The 24,290-nt window shown below is 68.3% G+C and carries 22 protein-coding genes; 10 read left to right on the forward strand and 12 right to left on the reverse strand.

Annotated features, from left to right (window positions below; genetic code table 11):
- Positions 1 to 31 precede the first annotated feature (31 nt).
- A complete protein-coding gene (rnd, locus tag HUW53_RS02055; protein WP_237344071.1) occupies positions 32 to 1,198 on the forward strand; it encodes a ribonuclease D in 1,167 nt (388 codons plus the stop codon).
- Between the two features lie 419 nt (positions 1,199 to 1,617).
- On the opposite strand, the gene ppx is transcribed toward rnd, so the two are convergent.
- The 6 genes from ppx to HUW53_RS02085 all read right to left on the reverse strand — a co-directional run bounded on the left by ppx (position 1,618) and on the right by HUW53_RS02085 (position 8,807).
- Complete coding sequence (ppx, locus tag HUW53_RS02060; protein ID WP_237344072.1) at positions 1,618 to 3,138, reverse strand: exopolyphosphatase; 1,521 nt, start codon at positions 3,136 to 3,138, stop codon at positions 1,618 to 1,620.
- Between the two features lie 4 nt (positions 3,139 to 3,142).
- Positions 3,143 to 5,347: an RNA degradosome polyphosphate kinase gene (locus HUW53_RS02065; RefSeq protein WP_237344073.1), complete on the reverse strand. Its 2,205-nt coding sequence runs from the start codon at positions 5,345 to 5,347 to the stop codon at positions 3,143 to 3,145.
- A 77-nt stretch (positions 5,348 to 5,424) separates the two neighbouring features.
- The gene (locus HUW53_RS02070) at positions 5,425 to 6,204 is read right to left on the reverse strand and encodes a P-loop NTPase family protein (protein ID WP_237344074.1); all 780 of its coding nucleotides are present in this window, start codon (positions 6,202 to 6,204) and stop codon (positions 5,425 to 5,427) included.
- A gap of 4 nt (positions 6,205 to 6,208) precedes the next feature.
- Positions 6,209 to 7,297 (reverse strand): AI-2E family transporter, encoded by a 1,089-nt coding sequence (locus HUW53_RS02075; protein ID WP_237344075.1) that lies wholly within the window; start codon positions 7,295 to 7,297, stop codon positions 6,209 to 6,211.
- Positions 7,298 to 7,434: 137 nt separating this feature from the next.
- Positions 7,435 to 7,965 (reverse strand): CDP-alcohol phosphatidyltransferase family protein, encoded by a 531-nt coding sequence (locus HUW53_RS02080; RefSeq protein ID WP_237344076.1) that lies wholly within the window; start codon positions 7,963 to 7,965, stop codon positions 7,435 to 7,437.
- Positions 7,966 to 8,030: 65 nt separating this feature from the next.
- Positions 8,031 to 8,807 carry an SDR family NAD(P)-dependent oxidoreductase gene (locus HUW53_RS02085; protein WP_237344077.1) on the reverse strand — a complete coding sequence of 259 codons (777 nt, stop codon included), beginning with the start codon at positions 8,805 to 8,807 and terminating at the stop codon, positions 8,031 to 8,033.
- A gap of 318 nt (positions 8,808 to 9,125) precedes the next feature.
- Between HUW53_RS02085 and HUW53_RS02090 the strand changes: the two genes are divergently transcribed.
- Positions 9,126 to 9,749, forward strand: coding sequence for a protease inhibitor Inh/omp19 family protein (locus HUW53_RS02090; protein ID WP_237344078.1), 624 nt, complete (start codon positions 9,126 to 9,128; stop codon positions 9,747 to 9,749).
- A 626-nt stretch (positions 9,750 to 10,375) separates the two neighbouring features.
- On the opposite strand, the gene HUW53_RS02095 is transcribed toward HUW53_RS02090, so the two are convergent.
- A complete protein-coding gene (locus HUW53_RS02095; RefSeq protein ID WP_237344079.1) occupies positions 10,376 to 11,179 on the reverse strand; it encodes an enoyl-CoA hydratase/isomerase family protein in 804 nt (267 codons plus the stop codon).
- 251 nt (positions 11,180 to 11,430) lie between these two features.
- Here HUW53_RS02095 and HUW53_RS02100 point away from each other — a divergent pair, with 251 nt between their 5' ends.
- The 6 genes from HUW53_RS02100 (at position 11,431) to HUW53_RS02125 (ending at position 16,283) form a co-directional block, all read left to right on the forward strand.
- On the forward strand, positions 11,431 to 11,739 hold the full coding sequence (locus HUW53_RS02100) for a DUF2849 domain-containing protein (RefSeq protein ID WP_237344080.1): 309 nt from the start codon (positions 11,431 to 11,433) through the stop codon (positions 11,737 to 11,739).
- 50 nt (positions 11,740 to 11,789) lie between these two features.
- Complete coding sequence (locus HUW53_RS02105; RefSeq protein WP_237344081.1) at positions 11,790 to 13,442, forward strand: nitrite/sulfite reductase; 1,653 nt, start codon at positions 11,790 to 11,792, stop codon at positions 13,440 to 13,442.
- A complete protein-coding gene (locus HUW53_RS02110; RefSeq protein ID WP_237344082.1) occupies positions 13,429 to 13,923 on the forward strand; it encodes a DUF934 domain-containing protein in 495 nt (164 codons plus the stop codon). Before HUW53_RS02105 ends, HUW53_RS02110 begins: the two co-directional genes overlap by 14 nt.
- Before the next feature lie 20 nt (positions 13,924 to 13,943).
- Positions 13,944 to 14,669 (forward strand): phosphoadenylyl-sulfate reductase, encoded by a 726-nt coding sequence (locus tag HUW53_RS02115; protein WP_237344083.1) that lies wholly within the window; start codon positions 13,944 to 13,946, stop codon positions 14,667 to 14,669.
- Between the two features lie 311 nt (positions 14,670 to 14,980).
- A complete protein-coding gene (gene cysW, locus HUW53_RS02120) occupies positions 14,981 to 15,895 on the forward strand; it encodes a sulfate ABC transporter permease subunit CysW (RefSeq protein WP_370877808.1) in 915 nt (304 codons plus the stop codon).
- 199 nt (positions 15,896 to 16,094) lie between these two features.
- The gene (locus tag HUW53_RS02125) at positions 16,095 to 16,283 is read left to right on the forward strand and encodes a hypothetical protein (RefSeq protein WP_237344085.1); all 189 of its coding nucleotides are present in this window, start codon (positions 16,095 to 16,097) and stop codon (positions 16,281 to 16,283) included.
- A gap of 81 nt (positions 16,284 to 16,364) precedes the next feature.
- On the opposite strand, the gene HUW53_RS02130 is transcribed toward HUW53_RS02125, so the two are convergent.
- A complete protein-coding gene (locus HUW53_RS02130) occupies positions 16,365 to 17,384 on the reverse strand; it encodes a DMT family transporter (RefSeq protein WP_237344086.1) in 1,020 nt (339 codons plus the stop codon).
- A gap of 360 nt (positions 17,385 to 17,744) precedes the next feature.
- Complete coding sequence (gene moaA / locus HUW53_RS02135) at positions 17,745 to 18,788, reverse strand: GTP 3',8-cyclase MoaA (RefSeq protein ID WP_237344142.1); 1,044 nt, start codon at positions 18,786 to 18,788, stop codon at positions 17,745 to 17,747.
- Positions 18,789 to 18,991: 203 nt separating this feature from the next.
- Here moaA and HUW53_RS02140 point away from each other — a divergent pair, with 203 nt between their 5' ends.
- Positions 18,992 to 19,399, forward strand: a complete 408-nt coding sequence (locus HUW53_RS02140; protein WP_237344087.1) for a gamma-butyrobetaine hydroxylase family protein — start codon at positions 18,992 to 18,994, stop codon at positions 19,397 to 19,399.
- 21 nt (positions 19,400 to 19,420) lie between these two features.
- Here the strand turns inward: HUW53_RS02140 and HUW53_RS02145 are convergent, their stop codons facing one another.
- From HUW53_RS02145 to HUW53_RS02155, 3 genes are all read right to left on the reverse strand, one after another.
- Complete coding sequence (locus tag HUW53_RS02145; protein ID WP_237344088.1) at positions 19,421 to 21,130, reverse strand: formate--tetrahydrofolate ligase; 1,710 nt, start codon at positions 21,128 to 21,130, stop codon at positions 19,421 to 19,423.
- Positions 21,131 to 21,410: 280 nt separating this feature from the next.
- Positions 21,411 to 22,607: a GGDEF domain-containing protein gene (locus tag HUW53_RS02150; protein WP_237344089.1), complete on the reverse strand. Its 1,197-nt coding sequence runs from the start codon at positions 22,605 to 22,607 to the stop codon at positions 21,411 to 21,413.
- A gap of 164 nt (positions 22,608 to 22,771) precedes the next feature.
- The gene (locus HUW53_RS02155) at positions 22,772 to 23,173 is read right to left on the reverse strand and encodes a hypothetical protein (protein WP_237344090.1); all 402 of its coding nucleotides are present in this window, start codon (positions 23,171 to 23,173) and stop codon (positions 22,772 to 22,774) included.
- Between the two features lie 72 nt (positions 23,174 to 23,245).
- Between HUW53_RS02155 and HUW53_RS02160 the strand changes: the two genes are divergently transcribed.
- Positions 23,246 to 24,160: a diacylglycerol/lipid kinase family protein gene (locus HUW53_RS02160; protein WP_237344091.1), complete on the forward strand. Its 915-nt coding sequence runs from the start codon at positions 23,246 to 23,248 to the stop codon at positions 24,158 to 24,160.
- The last annotated feature ends 130 nt before the right edge of the window (positions 24,161 to 24,290 follow it).

The following is a 24,290-nucleotide window of genomic DNA, read 5'->3' on the forward strand; positions in this document are numbered from 1 at the left end:
GCCCGCGCCTCGACGCGATTATGGTCACATCATGGACCCCATCACCACGACCGACGCTCTTGCAGCGGCTTGCGAGCGTCTCGCCCGCCATCCCTTCGTCACCGTGGACACGGAATTCCTCCGCGAAACCACGTTCTGGCCCAAGCTCTGCGTCGTGCAGCTGGCCTCCGTGGAGGAGGCCATTGTCGTGGACGCGCTGGCCGATGGCCTCGACCTGACGCCGTTCTACCAGCTGATGGCCGACACCGGGATCATGAAGGTGTTCCACGCCGGACGGCAGGACATCGAGATCATCTGGCACCAGGCCCGCCTTATTCCCCACCCGGTGTTCGATACCCAGGTGGCGGCCATGGTGCTTGGCTATGGCGACAGCATCTCCTACGACCAGCTCGTGCAGCGGGTGTGCGGACACGCCATCGACAAATCGTCGCGCTTCACCGACTGGTCACGCCGGCCGCTCAGCCCGGCGCAGCTCGTCTATGCGGTGACCGATGTCACCCATCTGCGCGACATCTATCAGAAGCTCACCGCCGACCTCGACGCCCGCGGCCGATCCGAATGGGTGGGCGAGGAAATGCATGTGCTGACCTCCCCCGCCACCTACGACCAGAACCCGGACACCGCCTGGGAACGCCTGAAGTCGCGCGTGCGCAAGCCGCGCGAGCTGGCGGTTCTGGTGGAGGTGGCCGCATGGCGCGAGCGCGAGGCCCAGAGCCGCGACCAGCCGCGCGGACGCATCATCAAGGACGACGTCATCGGCGAGATCGCCGTACAGACGCCGCAGACGCCGGAAAAGCTGGCGGAGCTGCGGTCCCTGCCCAAGGGCTTCGAGCGCTCGCGCTATGGGGAGGCGGTCATCGAGGCGGTGAAGCGCGGTCTCGCCCGCGATCCCCGCAGCCTGCCGCGAATCGAGCGCGAGAAGGCCCTGCCCAACGGCGCCAGCGCCACCATGGAGCTGCTCAAGGTGCTGCTGCGCATGACGGCGGAGCAAAACGCGGTCGCGGCCAAGGTGATCGCCACCACCGACGACCTGGAACGCATCGCCGTGGATGACGCCGCGGACGTGCAGGCGCTGAAGGGTTGGCGTCGCGAATTGTTCGGCGAGCGGGCGCTTGCCCTCAAGGCCGGACGCATCGCCCTCGCGGTGGAGAAGGGCCGCGTGGTGTTGGTCGAGCGCGACGCCCCGCCAACGACCTGAAGCCGGCGGCCGGGCAACAGCCCCGGCCGAGGGCGTCCCGTCCCACCGGCCGATCCGGTGAGCGGTGGTGGGCCGGCGTCTTTGCATCGTCCCGGTTTCGATGTCATTTGAAATCTGGATCGATCGCGATCAATCACCGCTTGGCCTTCCGGCAGCACCGCCGCGCCGTCTTCCGCGTTTCTCAGCCTCACGCCCGAGACCTTGCCGGTGCCGTCGGGCATCCGCGCCGATGCCGGCGTCGTGACCGTTTGGTACGAGGGGCGGTCGATCAATCCTGGGACCAGCGTCAGACCAAAGCCAGGGGAACGCAGCGGCCTTTGGCGGAACCGCGCGATGCTTGAACGCACACCCAGTGGGGTCGCTCGGCGCCGCGCGGGCTTGACCAAAGCCCCGTGAGACAAGCTCACAGGCCTTTGGTATCAGTCCACGACCTCGGTCAGGGGCTCGCGGCCGATGAGCTTGGCGAGCTGGCGCAGGCGCGCCTGGACGCGTTCGTTCACCAGCGGTGCCAGATCCCGCGGCACGCTCAGCACCAGTTGCTCGCCCCGCACCGCGAGCGGCGTGCGCGGCAGGGTGCCCGGCATGGCGGCCGACAGCAGATAAGCCACCCGCATGGCCCCGCCCAGGATGCGGGCACGGTCGAGCTGGCCGGTCGTCACCAGCTCCAGGATGCGGGTTTCCGCGTCGTCGGCACCGATGCCCACGTAACGGAAATAGACCGACAGCGCGATATAGGCCCGTCCGGCATGATCGAGCCCCGCGAAGGCGGCATGGGCGATCATGTTGAGGCTCTGCTCGCCGCGATAATCCGGATGGGCGCGCCAGCTGATGTCCGCGAGCAGGCACGCCGCCCGGCGCAGGCGGGTTTCATCGACGCCTTCCTCAAGAACCGGAGAGGAGGCAAAGAACGCGTCGGTCCACTCCACCAGTTCCTCGCCATGGCGGGGCGAACGCGCGCGCAACACGTTGAGCTCGGCGGCCGCCACCAGCAGCGGATCCTCCGCTCGCACCTCCGGCATCATCAGCGAATAAAGCAGCCCCTCGCGCACGCCCAGCGCCGAGATCACCACTTCCGAGGCGCGCCCCTGGCGCATCACGTTTTCCAGCACCAGCGCGCCATAGGCCAGCAGCGGCCGGCGGGCATCGGAGATCACGTCGATATGGGCGAGGGTTTCGGCGTCCGCCCGGTGCACGATGCGGGTGAAGTCCAGCGCCTCGCGGGCGGGAATCACATAGCCGTGCATCACATGCAGCGGATAGCCCTTCTGGAACATGTGCAGGCGCGCCAGCGCCCGCCAGGTGCCACCCACCGCATAGAAGGTGCGCCCGGCCAGATCCCCGAGCACGCTCGCGTCGGGCATGGTCTCCTTGATGATCTTTTCGGCCTTGCGCGGCGAGCGCGAGGAACGGTCCTGCAAGGCGAGGCCGCCCAGCGGCAGGGTGATGCCGGTGCCGATCTGGCCGCCCTTCACATTCACCAGCTCCAGCGAGCCGCCGCCGAGATCGCCGACCACGCCGTCCGGATCATGCACCCCGGCAAGGATGCCGCAGGCGGCCAGCTCCGCCTCGCGCTTGCCGGTCAGCAGCTCGATGGCGGTGCCGCAGATGGCCTCGCATTCGGCGATGAAGGCTGGTCCATTCTCTGCATCGCGGGCGGCGGCGGTGGCGAGGGCGTAGACCGCCCCGACGCCCATGGCGTTGCATAGCCCCCGGAACCGGCGCAGGGCCGAAAAGGCCCGCTGCACCGCGTCTTCCGCAAGCCGGCCGGTGGAAAGCACCTCGCGACCCAGGCCGCACAGCGCCTTTTCGTTGAAGATGGGAGCAAGCGCGCGATTCATCCCTTCGTACACCACGAGGCGCACGGAGTTGGAACCGATGTCGATCACCGCCACCGGCGCCCCGACCGGCAAACGGCCGGGCGCCCGATGGGGATTGTCCACAGCCTCAGCGGCGGACGAGAAGACTGCGCGGCGAAGAATCCTTGAGAGACTTTCCACGTCCAGACAAGCTCGGGTTGGTCATGAAATATTGATGGGCGTTGAAAGGTTCCTCGCCCGCGGTCGGGACTATGCGTTCGGAGGAGCCATCAGGCAACACCCGCCAGCTCTGCTGGTTGTCGATGAGATTCGCAACCATGATCTGGTCGAGCACCTGCTCGTGCACAGTCGGATTGGTGATGGGGCACAGGGTCTCGACCCGGCGGTCGAGATTGCGCGGCATCAGGTCCGCCGACGAGATGTAGACGATGGCCTGCGGGCTCGGCAGCCCATGGCCGGCGCCGAAGCAATAGATGCGCGAGTGTTCCAGGAAGCGCCCGACGATGGACTTCACCCGGATATTCTCGGACAGCCCCGGAATGCCGGGACGCAGGCAGCAGATGCCGCGGATCACGCAATCCACCTGCACACCCGCTCCGCTCGCCTCGTAAAGGGCGTCGATGATGACCGGGTCCACCAGCGAGTTGCACTTCAGCCAGATCGCCGCCGGCCGACCGGCGCGGGCGTGCTCGATCTCCTCGCGGATATGCTGGAGCAGGCGCGGCTTCAGCGACACCGGCGAGACCGCCATGGCGTCGAGCTCGCCGGGCTCGGCATAGCCGGTGATGAAATTGAAGATGCGCGCCACGTCCTGGGCGATCACCGGGTCCGCCGTGAAGAACGACAGGTCGGTATAGATGCGCGCGGTAATGGGGTGATAGTTGCCGGTGCCCACATGGACATAGGTGGCGAGGTTGCCGCCCTCCCGCCGCACCGCCATGGACAGCTTGCCATGGGTTTTCAGCTCGATGAAGCCGAACACCACCTGCACGCCGGCGCGCTCCAGGTCGCGGGCCCAGCGGATATTGGCCTCCTCATCGAAGCGGGCCTTCAGCTCCACCAGCGCCGTCACCGACTTGCCGGCTTCGGCCGCTTCCGCCAGCGCCTTCACGATCGGGCTGTCGGAGGAGGTTCGGTAGAGGGTCTGCTTGATGGCGACAACGTTGGGGTCTCGTGCCGCCTGGCGAAGGAACTGAACCACCACGTCAAAGGATTCATAAGGGTGGTGAACAAGAATGTCCTTTTCGCGAATGGCCAGAAAGCAGTCTCCGCCATGGTCGCGAATGCGTTCGGGAAATCGGGCATTGTAGGCCTGAAATTTCAGGTCCGGCCGATCCACCGACACGAGCTGCGAGAACTCGTTCAGCGACAATACGCCGTTGACCACGAAGATCTCGTCGTCGTGCACGCCAAGCTCGCGGGCGACGAAGTTGCGCAATTCCTCCGGCATGGCGGCGTCGGCCTCCATGCGGATCACCTCGCCATAGCGGCGCTGCTTGAGCGCGGTCTCGAACAGGCGAACCAGATCTTCCGCCTCTTCCTCGATGTCGAGGTCACTGTCGCGGACCACCCGGAACACGCCCTGCCCCTTCACCCGATAGCCGGGGAACAGGCTGTCGATGAACAGGCCGATCATCTGTTCCAGCGTCATGAAGCGCGCGCCGGGGGCGGCGAGATCCGGCAGGCGGATGAAGCGCTCCACCTTGGCCGGCACGCGGATGAGCGCGTTCATGCCCCGCCCGTCGGATTCGCGTACCAGCTGCAGGGCCAGCGAAAAGCCGAGGTTGGGGATGAAGGGGAAGGGGTGGGCCGGATCGATGGCGAGCGGGGTCAGCACCGGGAACACGTGGTTCAGGAAGTGCCGCTCCAGGGCCACGCGATCTTCGACGGTGGCGTCGGCCCCGTCCACCAGCGTCACGCCGGCGCCGGCGAGATCCTCGCGCAGCTCACGCCAGCGCACCTGCTGGTCGGCGATGAGCTGGGCCGCGCTCGCCATGATCTTGGTGAGCTGCCCGGAGGGGGTGAGGCCATCGGGGCTGCGGGTCTGCACGCCCTCGCGAATCTGCTCCTTCAGGCCGGCCACGCGGACCATGAAGAACTCGTCGAGATTGTTCGCCGAGATGGAGAGGAAGCGCAGCTGCTCCAACAACGGATGGCTGCGGTTGGACGCCTCCTCCAGCACCCGGCGATTGAAGTGGAGCCAGGAGATTTCGCGATTGATGAAGCGGTGCGGCGACTGCGCCAGCGCAAGGACCTCCTCAAGGGGCGCGCTCTGGGCGTTCTCCAAGACCGTCTCGTCTTCCGCCAGGGCTGCGGCTTCTTGTGCGCTCATCGTCGGCTCCCTCATGTCCGCGCGGACCATGGCTGGGTTAGGTGACTACTCTATGACGGGCAGGTGAGAGCCGTATGTCACACCGGCGCACGGCCGGTTTGCGGTGCATCTTCAGCGCCATCGTCCTCGTCGTCGGGGGACCCGTCGTCCCCTTCGTCCTCCTGCGCGGCAAGCTCGGGATGCGCCTTCAGCACCTGCGCCGCGAGGGCGCGGGTGACCGGACGGTGGGCGGCCAGCGCCGCCCGGTCGATGGCCTCCACCACCTTTTGCGCGCCCGCCACCGCGCGCGGAATGCGCAGCAGCAGATAGCTCACCGTCGCCTCGTCCACGCTGACCTGACGGTCGGCGAACAGCTTCAGCAGCAAGGCCGCCAGCAGGCCGTCGTCCGCCGGCGCGATCTCGAACACCGGCACCGCCCTGAGGCGCGAGGCGAGATCGGCGGTGGCGAGCGCCAGCTGCGCCGGCGGCGTGCGGGTGGTCATCAGCAGGAAGGCGCCCTGCTCGCGGGCGAGATTCAACAGATGGAACAGGGCCGCCTCCTCGAACGGAGCGGCATCGAGATCCTCGACCACCAGCGCGCCGGTGGCCAGCAGCGCCGGCACCCCTGCGCGATCGAGGTCGGCGGCGGCCACGACCCGCGCCCCGGCGCGGGCGGCGAAGATGGCGGCGAGGTGGCTCTTGCCCGCCCCCTCCGGCCCCACCAGGCTCACCACCTTGGCCGGCCAGCGGGGGAAGGCATCGATAAGGGCGAGGGCGGCGGCATTGCCGGGCGCGGCCATAAAGTCCTCCCGCCGCTGGGCCGGCTGGGCCGGCCATTGGAGCGGGAGCTGACGCGAAGTGAGGTCGCGGGCGGCCATGGGCTCATTCCCCCTCGGCGGGGGGCGCATCGTCGGCCGGCCCGCGATAGAGCGAGGAGGCCAGATAGCTGCTGATGCCGAAACGCGCCAGCACGCCCACCACCGCGGTCAGCGGCACCGCCAGCAGCAGGCCCACGAAGCCGAACAGATAGCCGAATGCCAGCAGCGCGAACATGAGCCAGACCGGATGCACGCCGATGCTGTCGCCGACAAGCTTGGGATAGAGCACATAGCCCTCGATGGTCTGGCCGGCGACGAAGATGGCGAACACGATGCCGATCATGCTCCAGTCCGGAAAGAACTGGACGATGGCGACGCCGGTGGACAGCACCAGCCCGGTGAGCGAGCCCACATAGGGAATGAACGACACCGCCCCCGAGACGATGCCGATGAGCAGGCCGAAGTTGAGCCCGGTCATGGACAGGGCGACCGCGTAATAGGCCCCCAGCGCCAGGCACACCAGGGCCTGCCCGCGCACGAAGCCGGCCACCGCCGCGTCCATGCCGCGGGCCAGATCGTGCACCACCTCCCGGCGATGGACCGGGACCAGGCTGTCCACGAACTCCACCATGTTGTCCCAGTCGCACAGCATGTAGAACATGACCACCGGGGTCACGACCATGAGCGCGAACATGGAGATGACCGCCTGTCCGCCCGCCCACACCGAGGACAGAAGGCCGAGCAGATAAGTGACGCCCTGGGTCATCAGCTCCGAGATGGAGCGCTGCATGTCGGGCAGCCGGTCGCCCACGATATGGCTCAGCCACTCGCGGTTTTCTTCCGTCACCAGCCCCTGCAGGCGCGCCACATAGGCCGGCAGGCGCTGGATGAACTCGAACGATTGCGAGGCCAGGATCGGCAGCGCCACCAGGAAGAACAGCACCACCACCAGCAGCATCACCACCACCACCGCCAGCGCGGCGGCAGTGCGCCCGATGCCCACGCGATGCAGGCGGATCACCACCGGATTGAGGAAATAGGCGAGCACGATGCCGGCCACGAACGGCAGCAGGATGCCGCTGAGCAGCCACAGGGTCAGCACCAGGACCACCAGGGCCCCGACCCAGAACCACAGCCGAATCCGCATGGGCATCGCTTCTTCCTGGCCGTCGCCACGGCGGGAAAGATGGGGCGAAACCGGGCGTGTCCGGCCGTCGTCGGGCCGCACGAGGACGGTATCGCGGGATGGCGCGGGTAACACCCCGTCGCCCTTGCCCGCCGGCTCGCCGTTCAACTGGCCATGTGGCGCATCCATTCCGCGAGATAGGCAGCGGCCGAAAGCCCCGTCAAGAGCCCCACGAACACAAGCCCGAGGGAGAACACCTGCGGGACATCGAGGCCGAAGCCGGAACTCGCCAGCACGAATGCCGCGAACGCGATCTGCGCCGCCGTGTTCAGCTTCGAGACCACCAGCGGGCGGATCGCCACCGGCTTCGCCATCACCAGGGACAGCACCACCGCGCCGACGATCATCACATCCCGCGACACCACGGCGATGGCCACCCAGCGCGGTATGTCCCCAACCACCGCCAGCGCCACATAGATGGACACCAGCAGCGCCTTGTCGGCGACCGGGTCGAGATAGGCGCCAAGCTCGGTCTGCATGCCGAAGCGCTTGGCGATGAAGCCGTCCAGCGCATCGGACACGCCCGCCGTCAGGAACAGCCAGAACGCCAGTTCCGCCTCGCCCACGCCGATGGCCCACACCACCGTGGGCACCAGCAGAATGCGGAAAATGGTGATGAGATTGGGCACGCTCACGCCGCCGCCTCCCCTTGAACCGTTTCCGTTTCCGTTTCCGTCTCCTTCCCGGCCCGCCGCACCACTCAGGCCGGGGTGCGCTTCACCACCAGCGGGCCGAACGTCTGCTGCGACGCCATCGCCTGGATGCGGGTGATGTTGACGTGCCGCGGCAGGGTGCAGGCGAAAAACACCTGCTCGGCGATGTCATCCCCGGTCATGGGCGTCGCGCCCGCATAGACGCCATCGGCACGGCCCTGGTCGCCGCGGAAGCGGACCACCGAGAACTCGGTCTCGGTGAGGCCGGGCTCGATATTGGTGACGCGCACGCCGGTTCCGGCCACGTCCGACCACAGATTGAGCGCGAACTGCTTCACAAAGGCTTTCGTGGCGCCATAAACGTTGCCGCCCGGATAGGCGTAGTCGCCGGCGATGGAGCCGGTGAGCACCACATGGCCCTCTCCCCGCGCCACCATGGCCGGCAGGGTGGCGCGCACGGTGTAGAGCAGGCCGGAAATGTTGGTGTCCACCATGGTGTCCCAATCCTCGATCCGCGCCTCGTAGGCGGGTTCGAGGCCCTGGGCGAGGCCGGCATTGGCGAACACCACATTATAGGCGCGGAACGGCTCCGGCAGGTTCGCCACCAGCTCCTCGGTGGCCTTCAGGTCGCGGGTGTCCAGCACCGCGGTATGGACGAGATCGCCATAGTGCGCCTTCAATTCCTCCAGGCGCTCGGCCCGGCGGCCCAAGGCGATGACGCGCGCGCCGGCGCCGGCGAAGCGGCGAACCGTGGCGGCACCGATGCCGGAGGTGGCGCCGGTGACCAGAAGAGTCAGCGTCCGGGGATCGAGAAGCTGGGACATGGCATCCTCCTGCGGAGATCGGAGCGGGTCCGAATGAGTCGAAAGGCGTAAAAGCGGCCTAGTGAGTGGGATAACGCGACAGACACCCTGCGTCCATCCGTCGAGGAAAGAGGTAGAAAAGTAGTCACACAGCCTTGCTGCTGCCATCTTCTGCGGAAAATGTGGAGCGTTCCTTTTCCTCGGAGACTTGGCTGATCGTCGGCGCAGGCTTGGGGTGGAGTGAAATCCGAACGTCGAATGGGTCTGGAGCTGCGGGGGCGCCCTCGATGGTGTCGTAGCGAAGGGCCTCGGGATGCGGGGCGCGTCCGGAGAGCTTTGATGCAGTGTGGTTGGCGCAAGATGTGGGCCGGAGCGGGCAACGCTCTGGCGGCGGGGAGTTTGGCTGTCGCCCTCGCCGGCTGCAGCACCGAATTGGACGGGTTTGGCAACAAGCCGTCGGCGGTCGCGGGCAACCAGATCGACGCGAGCGCACCCCTGGTGGCGCCGACCGGGTCGGTTGAATCCTCGCCGGCGCCGGCGCTGGTGCAGTCTCCACCGGTGCAGGCCGCCCCCGTGCAGACCGCTGCCGATGCCATCGCGCCGCGCACCACCGCCAACAATGTGCCGCTCACGCCGCCGCCGGCCAATCCCGGCGGCGCCGCCTATGCCCCCACCGCCGCCAAGGAACAATTGTCCGGCGCCTGGAACTTCTCCTGGGACAGCGGGCGCAACACCTGCCCCGTCACCCTGTCCACCACCCGCGGCATGAGCGGCATGTCGGCCCAGGCAGACGTCTCCTGCCCCAGCGAGATCTTCATGACCAAGGGCTGGGACACCATGGGTCCCGATCTCGTCCTTCAGAACCATCAGGGCAAGGTCACCGTGCGCCTCGCCCCATCCGGCCCCAATCGCTACGTCGGCGTCATGGCCGACACCGGCCAACAGGTCGCCCTCACCCGCTGATATTGACGCACGGCCCGGCCACGCAAGGGACGGCGCCCGGCGGCACCCCCTTCCGTGGCCGCCGACCGATGGGTATCGGGACCCGGCATCGATGTTGGGAAGAGCGCATGCGCGCGCATAGAGCGCCGGTGGCCGAGGCCCGCCTCGCCACCGGCGCCGCGCAGGCCCGACATCACTCCCGCGAACCACTCGGATGACATCCGCGCCGCCTGCGGCATGGGGTTCCCGCCCGCGCGCCTGCCGGGGCGGATGTGCCTCGGGGCGGTCTCCACCCCGCGTGCCAGCCCATGGCCGGTGCCGTGGCGCGGCGCATGTGCCCCCGGCCCGCCCTCGCCCGCTTCACGCGAAAAAATACCGGCACGCGGCCACCGCACCCCCCGCCCCTGCGGGCGGCGGGAGGTGACCGCGCCGCTTCCGGCCGGTGGCCGGCAAGCGGCGGTCCGGCACAGTCAGCCGAAAATCACCGCGATCACGATCACCCCATAGGACAACGCGAAGAAGATGCTGTCCCGAACAAGCTGCCGCTGTGCCATGCTCATGCTCATAGATCCATATTTTCCATGAACATGATTAAGTCATGTGGATTTGTCAATAAACAATAAAATGCCGTGAATTAAAGCCCGACCCTACCGCCCCTCGAAGCGCGGCGGCCGCTTTTCCACGAACGCGGCGACGCCTTCCGCGAAATCCCGCGTGCCGGCGCTGGCGAGAAAGGCCTCGCGCTCCGCATGGAGTTGCTCGGCCAGGGTATGGGCAAAGGATGCGCGCAAGAGATGCTTGACCCGGCCATAGGCGGCAGTCGGCCCGGCCGCGAGACGCCGGGCCAGGCGGTCGGTTTCCCGCGCGCGGTCGGCCGCCGCCACCACCGTGTTCACCAGCCCCAGGCGCAGGGCCTCCGCCGCGTCCACCACATCAGACAGCAGGGTGAGTTCCATCGCCTTGCGCAGACCCACCACCCGCGGCAGCGAGAAGGTACCGGACCCGTCCGGGGTGGCGCCGATGCGCGTATAGGCCATGGTGAATTTGGCATCGTCCGCCGCCACCACGAGGTCCGCCGCCAGCGCGACCGAAAGCCCGGCACCGGCCACCGCGCCATGCACGCTGGCGATGACCGGCGCGGCCATGCCGGCCAGCGTCAGCATCGTCTTGTGGAAAGGATCAATGATATCCGCCACCACCTGCTGCGCCCCGGCGCCCGCGGCGTGAAAACGGCCCACGTCGCCGCCGGCGAGAAAGGCCCGCCCCTCCCCGGAGAGCACCACCACCCGCACGCCATCGTCATCGGCCACCTGGTCAACCGCCGCCTTCCAAGCCAGGATGGTGGATTCGTCCAGGGCATTGAGCACGTCGGGCCGGTTGAACCGGATGTGGGCGATGCCATCCGCCACGTCGAGCAGGATGGGCGGGGAAGAAGAGGGTGCGTCGGTCATGGGATCTCCCTGGCGTTGCTCTTGCCCCCCGTGGGGGATGAGCCGCCCAGCGTGCAATGCCGCCGGCCGGTCCGGCAAGGGCCACGCCAAGGACCGCACAGGCCGGAACCCGGGCGTATGTTTCACATCAGTTACGTGTGTATTTTTTTAAATTGCACATGCTGATATGATATTTTAGCATCTAATCACCAAATTACGCCGTGTTAATTACACTGATTTTGTCAAGTTTAGACGTCACGGAGCCGGACGGGATGACCTCGCCCCTGCAACGCAAGCTGAAGATTTCCGGCCCCACGGCCATCACCGCGAACCGCCTCGCGGATGGCGTGGTGGTGTGGCTCACGTCGGGTGGCGCCTGGAGCATGGCCATCGCCGAGGCCGCCATCGCCACCACCGGCGAGGAGGTGCAGCGCCTGCTCACCCTTGCCCACGGCGACGAGAACACGGCGGTGGGCGCCTATGCCGCCCGCGTCGAGGTCACCGCCGAGGGGCGCGCCGCCCCCGCCAATCTGCGCGAGCGCATCCGCGTCAACGGGCCGACCATCGCCCCCGCCGCCTGACCCGCGCCCGAAGCGCGGATATCGAAAAGATTCGACCAAGAGACCCTGAAATGTATGTCTATGACGCGTTCGACCGCACCTTTCTCCAAGAGCGCGTCGCCGAATTCCGCGATCAGGTGGCGCGCCGCCTCTCGGGCGAGCTGAACGAGGAAGAGTTCAAGCCGCTGCGGCTGATGAACGGCGTGTATCTGCAATTGCACGCCTACATGCTGCGCGTGTGCATCCCCTACGGCACGTTGAACGCCACCCAGTTGCGCGCCCTGGCGCGGGTGGCGCGGCGCTATGACCGGGACTACGGCCACTTCACCACGCGCCAGAACATCCAGTTCAACTGGATCAAGCTCGCCGAGCTGCCGGACGCCATGGCGGACCTTGCCGAGGTGGGCATCCACGGCATCCAGACCTCGGGCAACTGCATCCGCAACACCACCACCGACGCCTTCGCCGGCGCCGCCCGCGACGAGATCGAGGATCCGCGCCTCTATGCAGAGATCATCCGCCAGTGGTCCACCCTCCACCCCGAGTTCACCTATCTGCCGCGCAAGTTCAAGATCGCCATCTCGGCGGCCAGGCACGACCGCGCCGCCACCCGCGTGCACGACGTGGGCCTGCGCCTGCACCGGCGCGACGGCGAGACCGGGTTCGAGGTGATGGTGGGCGGCGGGCTCGGCCGCACCCCCTATATCGGCAAGACCATCCGCGACTTCCTGCCGAAGGAGGATCTGCTTTCCTATCTGGAAGCGATCGTGCGCACCTACAATCTCGGCGGACGGCGCGACAACATCTACAAGGCGCGCATCAAGATCCAGGTGCACGAGCTGGGCGCCGAGGCCTTTGCCGAAAAGGTCGAGGCCGAATGGCGGCAGATCAAGGACGGCGCCTTGAAGCTCGATCAGGCCGCGCTCGACACCATCGCCGACCGCTTCCTGACCCCCGATTTCGAGGCGCTGCCCGACGATCCCGCGGAGCTGGCGACGGCGCTCGCCAACCCGGCCTTCGCCCGCTGGCACGCCAATTCGGTCGTGCCCCACAAGGTGGGCGGCCACGCCATCGTCACCCTCTCGCTGAAGCCGGTGGGCGGCCCGCCCGGCGACTGCACCGCCGACCAGATGGACACCATCGCCGACCTCGCCGAGCGCTACGGCTATGGCGAGGTCAGGGTCGCCCATGAGCAGAACCTCGTTCTGCCCCATGTGCGGCAGAAGGATCTGCCGGCCGTGTGGCGCGCGCTCGACGCCATCGGGGTGGCCACCCCCAACGTGGGCCTGGTGACCGACATCATCTCCTGCCCCGGCCTCGACTATTGCTCGCTCGCCAACACCCGCTCCATCCCCATCGCCCAGAAGCTCACGCAGCGCTTCGCGGATGACGCGCGCATCGCCGACATCGGCCGGCTGCATGTGAACATCTCCGGCTGCATCAATGCCTGCGGCCATCACCACATCGGCCATATCGGCATTCTCGGGGTGGAGAAGAAGGACGAGGAGTTTTTCCAGATCAGCTTGGGCGGCAAGGGCAATTCCAAGGCGCGGCTGGGCGAGCTGATCGGCCCCGCCATCCCCGAGAGCGAAATCGTGGATGCGGTGGAGCGGCTCGTGGACACCTATCTGGAGCTGCGCGCCTCACCGGCCGAAACCTTCATCGCCGCCGTGGAACGGCTCGGCATCGAACCCTTCAAGGAGCGCGCCTATGCCCCTCGTTAAGTCCGGGGCGGTCGCGGCCGATCCCTTCACCGCCGTCGCCGACGGCGCCCCCCTGCCCGATGGGCCGGTGATCATTTCCGCCGATCGCCTGCTGGCGGAACAGGGCACCCTCGCGGCCCGCAACGGCGAGATCGGGGTCGCCTGGCCCAACGGGCGCGACGTGGCCGAGCTTCAACCCCTGCTCGGGCGCCTGTCGCTGGTGGCGCTGGCCTTCCCCAAGTTCCGCGACGGGCGCGCCTACAGCCAGGCGCGGCTGCTGCGCGAGCGCTACGGCTTCAAGGGCGAGCTGCGCGCCACCGGCAACGTGCTGCGCGACCAGCTCCTGATGATGGCCCGTGCCGGCTTCGATGGGTTCGAGGTGGAGAAGGCGGCGGATGCCGCGGCCTTCGCGCAGGCGCTCGAAAGCTATTCGCTCTTCTATCAGCCCACGGGCGATGGGCGCCGCACGGTCGCCGCCGCGCGCCGCGCCGCGGAGGGGTGAGCCCCGGAGGGATCAATGCCATGAACGCCGTCACGACCGCCGTCGAACGTCCGCTCGGCCTGCCCCTCGACGTGTTCGCCCTGGATGCGGCGCTGCGCCGGAGCGAACCGGAGAAGATCATCGAGATCGCCTTGGCCCTGTTCCCCGGGCGCATCGCCGCGGTGTCGTCCTTCGGCACCGAATCGGTGGTGCTGCTGCACATGATCGCGCAGGTCAGCAAGGCCGCGCCGATCCTCTTCCTGGATACCGGCCACCTGTTTCCCGAAACCCTCGCTTATCGCGACCAGCTCACCGATCTGCTCGGCCTCACCCAGGTGCTCACCATCCCCCCCGACCCGGAGGCGCTCGCCGCCCGCGACCCGGAGGCCGGGCTATGGAGCGAGGACCCGGACGCCTGTTGCGCCGTGCGCAAGGTGGAGCCGCTGGCCCGCGCGCTCGCGCCCTATGGGGCCTGGATCAACGGCCGCAAGCGCTACCAGGCGCAAACCCGCTCCACCATCCCGGTGGTGGAGGGCGACGGCGCGCGGGTGAAGTTCAACCCGCTTGCGACCCTCGGCCGCGAGGATCTCATCGCCTACATGGACAGTCGCAACCTGCCCCACCACCCCCTCGAGAAGCACGGCTTCCTGTCCATCGGCTGCATGCCCTGCACCAGCCGGGTGAAGCCGGGCGAGGACCCGCGCGCCGGACGCTGGCGCGGCCGCGCCAAGACCGAATGCGGCATCCACTTGGGCGAAGGCATCTAGAGCAATTTCAGCAAAAGTGTGCAGCGGTTTTGCGTCTGAAATTGCGATAAGAAAATGCTCTAGCCGACGAAAGCCTGAGCCCCACGCCCGCGCGGCGCTTGGGCGAACCGTTCCGCGCTGCCCCGCTGGTCGGATCGCCCCGGCGGGGCCGCCCGCAGCGATACACGGTCGCGCCCACCCGGCCGGGGTTCCCCTTCCGGTGAAAAGACGATAGAGCGCGCTCCAGGATCGGCGGAATACGGAAATAGGCGCCCGCACACGCCGCCCGGTGGCAGACCCCGGCGCGCGGGCAAAGGACAGTCGCGATGAGCATGCTCGCCCAGGATGCGCCTCCCCTTCACGGCGCCAGCGAGGGTCTGCCCCCCGGCGTCGTGGAGGGGCGGGCCCGGTCGAATCCGGGCCATCGCCCGGTGAATACGGAGCCGGCCGTGGTGCGCGTCGCCCTGACGCTGGTGGCGCTCGTGTTCCTCGGCCTGTTCATCGGCCTGCCGCTATTGGCGGTCTTCGTGGAAGCGTTCCGGCGCGGCGTGCCGGCCTATCTCGCCGCCCTCGTCGATCCCGATGCGCTGGCGGCCATCCGCCTCACCCTGGTGGTGGCGGCCATCTCGGTGGCGGCGAACCTGGTGTTCGGCCTGGCCGCGTCGTGGGCCATCGCCAAGTTCGAATTTCCCGGCAAGAGCCTGCTGATCTCGCTCATCGATCTGCCGTTCTCGGTGTCGCCGGTGGTGGTCGGCCTCATGTTCGTGCTGCTGTTCGGCGCCCAGGGGCTGCTTGCGCCCTGGCTCCAGGCGCTGGACGTGAAGATCATCTTCGCCCTGCCCGGCATCGTGCTCGCGACCGTGTTCGTCACCTTCCCGTTCGTGGCGCGTGAGCTGATCCCGCTCATGCAGGAACAAGGCACGGCGGAGGAGGAAGCGGCTGTCTCCCTCGGCGCATCGGGCTTCGCCACCTTCTTTCGCGTCACCCTGCCCAATGTGAAATGGGCCTTGCTCTACGGCGTGCTGCTCTGCAACGCCCGCGCCATGGGCGAGTTCGGCGCGGTGTCGGTGGTGTCGGGGCACATCCGCGGCCTCACCAACACCATGCCGCTGCACATCGAAATCCTCTATAACGAATACCAGTTCGTGGCCTCGTTCGCGGTGGCCTCGCTGCTGGCGCTGCTGGCCCTGGTGACGCTGGTGGCGAAGACCGTCCTGGAGCACCGGCTGGCCGAGGAAGACCGCTGATCCGCCCGCCGGACCGTGGGCCTGGAGAGACGAGGGGCCTGGAGAGACGAGGGGCCTGGAGAGACGAGGGGCCTGGGGATCAGCCGGACGCGTGACGCGATTTTGCCATGGGCCTTTGCTCCCTTTGGCGAAGCGTTCGGCGCGGGAGCCTTTCCCGCCGTCCCGAGCCCACGCCCGTGGCACCTTGAGGAGAAAGCCCGTGCCCCCGTTCATCGTCGTCGCCCTGGGTGCCATCGGCGCCGTCGCCCTGGTGAAGCTGCTCGCCAATGAGACACGCCGCGCCAACGACCGCATGGACCGCCGCCGCGACGCCGAGACCACCCCGCTCAAGACCATTCCGCTGGAACGCGATCCCGTGACCGGCGACTACCGGCCCCGCCAATCCTGACCCCTGGTCCCGCCCCCTCCTGGGGGCCGCGAACTCGCGGGCTCGGCCAAAGACCCGCCGTCCCGCGCACGGGCGTGGACTTCAATCCTTGGCGGGAGCACAGGCCACCGCGGCGCCGAGCGCGGCGGTGCCGCATCCGGCCGCGGCCGCCCGGCGCGCGATGACGCTGCGCCGATGCTCGCAGGTCAAAGCGTAGAGCCCCGCCCCCACCACCAGCACCATGCCCGCCGAGGTCCAGATGTCCGGCAGGTCGCCAAACACCAGATAGCCCGACACCAGGGCGCCGAACACCATCAGGTAGCGCAGCGGCGAGACCGAGGCGACCGGCGCATGGCGGAAGGCGAACACCAGCAGCACCGTGCCGGCGGCAAAGGCCACGGACGCGACGCCGACCACCGCCGCCGCCTGAAGTGACAACCCGTGCCAGGGCTCCCACAGCGCGAACATGGCGGCGCTCGCCACCAGCATGCTGCCCGAGGAGAAGCCCACCACCGCGCCTGGAATCTCCATGCCGATGCTCCGCGTCATCACATCCCGCGAGGCGCCGGTGAAGGCCGCCAGCGCCGGCAGCAGCGCCATGGCGGAGAAGGTCGCGGGGTCCGGCCGGGTGACGATCAGCGCGCCGCAGAAGCCAATGACGATGGCGCACCAGCTGCGCCAGCTCACTTTCTCGCCCAGCAGCGGCACCGCCAGCGCCGTGGTCATCAAGGGCGCCACCATGTAGATGGTGGTGGAGGACGCAATGGGCATCACCGCCAACGCCGCCACATAAAGGAAGGTGGTGAGCGCATCGAGCCCCGAGCGCGCCAGCACACGCGGACGGAAGGCCATGGGCAGGGCCGAAAGATCGCCGCCGCGCGCCACCAGCGCCAGAATGATCAGCGCCGACAGCAACGAGCGCAGAAAGATCGCTTCGCCGAGGGGAATCTCGCGCACCGCCAGCTTCAGGCAGGTGTCGTTGGTGATGAACATGGCCATGGCCAACGCCATGGCCGCCACCCCTTTCACCGCCGAGCCCGCCGCGCCGGTAGTCCCTGACCTGCCATTGGCCGGCGCGCCGTTTCCGGCCGGCGCCCCATGCTGACTCGTCCCACTCGACATCGTCTATCCTTCGCGCCGCCTCCGGCGCGTGCATCTTCAAGCCATGGGCGGTATACGCCGGCGAGGCCGCGCCATCCGGTGCCTTGGCACCTCTTGACGGCAAAAGCCCCACGCCGGGCGTGCCATGAACATGGCTGTCTGGCATGGTGTCGCGCCGTCGGCCCCCAGTCCTTGGCCGGTGCAGCGGGCTGCGCAGGCGCCGCACGGGCGTGACCACGGGTCCGTGACGGACGCGCACGGGATTTTGGTATTAGCCCATTCGGAGAGGTCGTCATCGTGCGCAAATGCCGCCGCTGGCGCGCCGGCCCTGCTCCGCGCGCATGGCGGCGCCGCCATTGCGCCACAATGGAAAACGGAACCTTACCCGCCGGTCGTGCTCATGTGGCGGTGCAGCGCCGGGCCGTGGGCGCGATCGATGACGAAGTCGTGGCCCTTCGGCTTGCGGAAGATGGCCGCATCGATGGCGGCGTGCAGCGCCGCGTCGGACGCCGAGGCGCGGAGCGGCGCCCGCAGATCGGCCGCATCCTCCTGCCCGAGGCACATGTAGAGGGTGCCGGTGCAGGTCACCCGCACCCGGTTGCAGCCTTCGCAGAAATTGTGGGTGAGCGGGGTGATGAAGCCGAGCCGGCCACCGGTCTCCTTCACCTCCACATAGCGGGCCGGGCCGCCGGTGCGATAGGCGATGTCGGACAGGGTGAAGCGCTCTTCCAGTCGCGCGCGCACGTCGGTGAGGGGCAGATACTGGTCCACCCGCTCCGCGCCGGTCTCGCCCAGCGGCATCACCTCGATGAGGGAGAGGTCGTACCCGGCCCCATGGGCCCAGGCCACGAGGTCGCCGATCTCGTCCCCATTCACGCCCTTGAGCGCCACCGTGTTGATCTTCACCTTGATGCCGGCCGACGCGGCAGCCTGAATGCCGTCCAGCACGCGGGAGAGGTCGCCCCAGCGCGTCACCTGACGAAACTTGAGCGGGTCGAGGGTGTCGAGGGAAACGTTGATGCGCTTGACGCCGCAGCCTGCGAGGTCGCCCGCGTAACGCGACAGCAGGGAGCCGTTGGTGGTCAGCGTCACCTCGTCGAGGCGGCCGGTTTCCAGGTGGCGGGAGAGGCTGTGGAACAGGGTCATCACGTCCCGCCGCACCAGGGGCTCGCCGCCGGTGAGGCGCAGCCGCCGCACGCCGCGCAGCACAAAGGCGCTGCACAGGCGGTCCAGCTCCTCCAGGCTCAGCAGCTCCGGCTTGGGCAGGAAGGTCATGTGCTCCGACATGCAGTAGACGCACCGGAAATCACAGCGGTCCGTCACCGAGACCCGCAGATAGGTCACGGCACGCCCGAAGGTGTCCACCAGCGGCCCGGCATCTCGGCCCGCGGCGACGCTGGGCCGGTCGATCAGGTCCCTCAACACGGCACTCACCGCCTTGCTCTCCTCGCCATCCGTCCCACGCCACCCATCCGCCGGCTTACCGCCGATCTGAAGGTTTTCCGGCGCGCCTGCGGCAGCGCGCGGACTTCGGCGCATTCCCCTTATATCGTATGCAACATGACCATGAACAGGGACGCCGGCGCACAAAGCCGCACCCGCCCGGATCGACACAGGACCGCCCCGCCATGACCGACGAGATCACCCAGCAGGAGACCCCCCAGGCCCCGGCCGCGCCCGTGCCCGCCGCGTGGCCCACCGAGATCCGCCTGGCGGAGGACAAAAGCGCGCTGAACGTCGCCTTCGACGACGGCGCAAGCTTCCGCATCCCGGCCGAGCTGCTGCGGGTGGAAAGCCCCTCGGCCGAAGTGCAGGGCCATGCTCCGCACGAAAAAGTGACGGTGGCGGGCAAGCGCGCCGTGCGCATCAGCGCGGTGGAGAGCGTGGGCAATTATGCCATCCGCCTCACCTTCGACGACGGCCATTCCACCGGCATCTATCCCTGGGCCCTGCTCTACCGCTACGGGCGCGACCAGGAGGGGCTCTTCACCGCCTATCTGGACGCGCTCAAGGCGCGCGGCCTGTCCCGAGGGTGAGGGCGCGAACGCGCCGCGCCGTCACGATAAACCGGCGATGACCCCGTCCGGAGTGACGAAGATATGCTCCGCCGCCGGGTGGGAGGGCAGGCCCGGCATGGTCATGATGTCGCCGGCCAGCGCCACCACGAAGCCCGCGCCCGCGGACAGACGCACGTCGCGGATGGGCAGGGCGTGGCCGCTCGGCGCGTTGCGCACTGCGGGATCGGCCGAGAAGGAATATTGCGTCTTGGCCATGCACACCGGCAGCCGGCCGAAGCCCGCCGCCTCGAACTCCTTGAGGCGGTTGAGCGCGGTGGCGGAAAACTCCACCCGGCCGGCGGCATAGATCTCCCGCGCCACGGTCTCGATCTTGTCCTTGAGCGGCATCTCGTCAGGATAGAGGAAGCGGAACGCGGACGGCTGCGCGGCCAGGTCCCGCACCGCGCGCGCCAGATCCTCGGCGCCGCGCCCGCCCTCGGCCCAATGGGAGCAGACATGGACCGTGACGCCCAGCGCGCCGAGCGCGTCGCGCACCGCCTCCACTTCAGCCGGCGTGTCGGACGTGAAGCGGTTGAGCGCCACCGCCACTGGCAGGCCAAACTTGGCGAGATTCGCCACATGCCGCTTCAGATTGGCGGTGCCCTCGACCACCGCCGCCACATTTTCCGGGCCAAGCTCCTTCACCGGCACGCCGCCATGCATCTTGAGCGCCCGGATGGTGGCCACCACCACCGCAGCCGCGGGCGCGAGCCCCGCCTGCCGGCACTTGATGTCCAGGAACTTCTCGGCGCCGAGATCGGCGCCGAAGCCGGCCTCCGTCACCACATAATCGGCAAGCGCCAGGGCGCTGCCGGTGGCCATCACCGAATTGCAGCCGTGGGCGATGTTGGCGAAGGGGCCGCCATGCACCAGGGCCGGCGTGCCCTCCATGGTCTGTACCAGGTTCGGCTGGAAGGCATCGCGCAGCAGCGCCGCCATGGAGCCGATGCCATTCAGTTCCGCCGCAGTCACCATGCGGCGGCCGCGGGTCTGGCCCACCACCATGCGCGACAGGCGCGCCTCCAGGTCGTCGAGCCCGTCGGCGAGGCAGAAGATGGCCATCACCTCGCTCGCCACCGTGATGTCGAAGCCGTCCTCGCGCGGGAAGCCGTTGGGCGGACCGCCGAGCCCGACCGTGATCGACCGCAGCGCCCGGTCATTCAGGTCCATCACCCGCCGCCAGGAGATGCGCCGGGCATCGAGATCGAGGCCGTTGCCCCAGTAGATATGGTTGTCGATCAGCGCCGACAGCAGGTTGTGGGCGGCGGAGATGGCGTGGATGTCGCCGGTGAAGTGCAGGTTGATGTCCTGCATGGGGATGATCTGCGCCTGCCCGCCGCCGGTGGCGCCGCCCTTGGCGCCGAACACCGGGCCAAGCGACGGCTCGCGCAGGCACACGGCGGTCCGCTCGCCGAGCCGCGACAAGGCGTCGCCGAGGCCGATGGTGGTGGTGGTCTTGCCCTCGCCCGCCGGCGTGGGGCTGATGGCCGTGACCAGGATCAGCTTGCCGGTCGGCGCGCGGTCCGGCCGGGCGAAGAGATCGGCGACGAAATCCAGCGACAGCTTGGCCTTGTGGGGGCCATAGCGGAAGATGGCGTCGGGGGGAATGGACAGCTTGGCCGCCACATCCGCGATGGGCAGCGGCGTCACGCGCGCCGCGATGGCGGCATCGGACGCCGGATCGATGGAACGGGCGGTTCTGTCATGCATCAGGCAATGTCCCGGCGGTCTGGAGCGCGCGACCCTAAAGCAGCCGCCGCCCCTCCCGCAACGCGGCATGGCCCCGAAATCCCGCGGAAAGCGACCCTGGAGGGGCAAAAAACGGCCCTGGCGCGCGAAAACGGATCAAGGATAGGCTCCTTGACGCGCCAAAACCCGAACAGCGGGCCAAATCCCGGCGGCGTCCACGCCGGACCATTCACGTGATGCCGCCACATCATGCGGACCACGATCCGCCATCGCCCGCGCGCGGGTCATGGCTCCGTCTGGGTCACGGCTGCGGCACCTGGGGATCGAGCACGGAGCGGTCGCGGCCGGAGCGCTTGGCCGCATAGACCATGACATCGGCGCGGTGGATGACCTCGGCCGGGGTTTCCGTCGGCCCGGCCTCGGCGATGCCGAAGCTGACGGTGACCGCGCGGCCGTCGCTGAGGTCGTCGAACACCGCATCGCGCAAGGCGCGCCGCACCCGCTCCACGATGGCGAGCGCCGCCTCGCCGGAGGCGCGGGGCAGCAGCAGCACGAATTCCTCGCCGCCGAAGCGCGAGGCCACGTCCCAGTGCCGCAGCTCACCCGAGAGAATTTCGGCGAACTGCTTGAGCACCCGGTCGCCGGCGGCATGGCCGAAGGTGTCATTGATGGCCTTGAAGTGATCGAGATCACCATAGGCGATGCTCACCGGCCGCATCCCGGCATCGCGCCAGACCGCCTCCGCCTCCAGGTGAAAGCCGCGCCGGTTGAGAAGGCCGGTCAGTGTGTCCGATCCGCTGTCGCGACGGAAATCCTCGATCACGTCCAGCGCCACCGCCACGAACAACATCAGCGCGATCAGCAGGCCGCTGATGAACACGCTGAAATTCATCACCTGCCAGAAGGGGGAGGCGGCGAAAGCCCGGCGCAGCTCTTCCGGATCGGCGCCGGCCGCCACCAGATGATCGTAGCGGGCAAGATCCCCCAAGATGGGGGCCGTCAAGACGGTGCGCACGAAGAAGTGCAGCCCGAACAGCAGCAGCACCCAGAAAAAGGCGAGGTCCAGCCCCCTGCGCCGCCCCTGCATGCGCAGGGCCACCGCAATGACAATGATACCATAGCCGAAATTCTGCACATAGATGCGCAAGATCAGGCTGCGGTCCACATAATAGAAATAGGCGCTCAGGACGACAACGGCCACCGCCACGATCACCGTCAACCGGTCGCGACGCGGCTCATGAAACCTCAAGGCCACGCCCTTGGCGAGAAGCGAGATGCACAGCGTGTAGATCACCGCCGAGACGACGGCGTTCAACCCGCTATCACGCGGGATGGACAGCATCTGCGACAAAGCCGCGAGCATGAAGCAGAAGAAGGACAGCGACAGCAGCAGAATATAGAGACGCTCTCGGCGGTGCGTCCATACCCCAAAATACAGGGCGGAAAAGAAGAAGGCGATGATCGGCCCGGTGTAGATGTAGAGGCCCCCGGTGCCCATTCTGGTCTCCGCTACCCGACGTGATCGACGCCCGCCGATGGGCGCCTGGCGCCGGCCCCCTCTCCCCCGCCGCGCGCGTCAGCCGGAGCCCCCGCGCGGGCACGCCCCGTTGCAACCGAGCTGGGGTCTCTACCCCCTCGATGCCGGGAGTCAAGCCCGCTCCGTCAACGCCTGTAGACCCACACCCTCAGTTCATCCTTGAGGCGGCGGAAATCGTAGAATGTGAAGGCCAGGAGTGCCGTTGCGGCAACCGCCAGCACCAAGGAGACGCTGGTGGGCCATTCGAGCGCCGAGGCGGAGAAATCGTAGACAAGATAGGCCAGGAGCACCGTCACGGTGAGGGCGATGCCGAAATAGATTCGCGCATCGACCCGCGCGAGGGCGATGCCCACCCCCACCCAGATGACGATGGCGATCAGGATGGCCCAGCCCCAGCCGAGCCCGAACTGCCGCGCCACGAAGCTGCCGCCGGACGCGCATAAGAGGACGAAGCCGATCAGCAGCAGCAGCCCGGCCCGCAGGCGGAGGATCGAGGCCTTTTGCGCTCCGGTGGAGGGGCTGGACATGATGCCTTTCCTTTTGGTGTGATCGCGCCCGCCCCAACGGGACGGCAGAGGGGGAGCCCTACGATGCGGCGAATGCTCGTCGTACTCAATGCCAAAGCCGGCCATCTCCTCGATCTCGGGGCCGATCCGGTGCGCCGGCAGGTGGAGGCCGCCCTTTCCCGCGCCGATCGCGACGTGCAGGTGGTGGTCGCGGAGGGTGACGAGATGTGCCGCCTGATCCGCGAGGCGCCCGAGGCCGGCCATGACACGGTGGTGGTGGGCGGCGGCGACGGCACCCTCTCCTATGCCGCCTCCCTTTATGCCAATACCGACACCGTCCTGGGCGTGCTGCCGCTCGGCACCATGAACCTGCTCGCCTACGACATCGGCCTGCCGCGCGACCTGGAGGGTGCGCTTGACGCGCTCCACACCGCCCGGCCCATGCGGATCGACCTCGGCACCCTCAACGGCCGCCCGTTTCACGGGGTTTCGGGCGTCGGCTTCTTCAGTCAGATGGCGCTGGCGCGGGAGCAGGAACGGGAGCGGCATTCGCGCGCGGTGGGCTGGCTCATCGCTCTGGCCAAGGCGGCGTTCCGCGCCGGCCGCATCTCCCTGGAACTGGAGGTGGCCGGCGTGTCGCACCCGGTGGAGGCCTATGCGGCGCTCGTCACCGTGAACGCCTTCGACGCGCCGGGCCTGCACCGCTCAAGGCTGGACGGCGGACTGCTGGAGGTCATGGTGGCCGAGGATCGCGGGGCGCTGGCGCGGCTGAGGGCGGGCGCGGACGTGCTGGTGGGCGCGTGGCGCGACAATCCGGGCATCCATCTCTTCACCACCCGGCGCGTGACCATCCATGCCCGGCGCCGCCGCGCCTGGGTCGCCACCGACGGCGAGGTCACCCGCGAAAACCTGCCGCTGCGCTATGTCATCGACCCCGGCGCGCTGAACCTCCTGGTCCCGCGCACCGCTCCCCAATGGCGGACACGACGGGCCGACGATGTGACATAAGGGAAGGCGCGCGGCGCCGATAAGGATCGCGAGGCCGGGCGGCAGCGGCTATGGTCGCCCCCCTTTCCGCGAGTCCTCCCATGTCGCCCACCATGTCCCCCACGGCAACGCTCTCATTCGCGCCCCCCGC

Source organism: Xanthobacter agilis (assembly GCF_021730435.1).
GTDB classification, from domain to species: domain Bacteria; phylum Pseudomonadota; class Alphaproteobacteria; order Rhizobiales; family Xanthobacteraceae; genus Xanthobacter; species Xanthobacter agilis.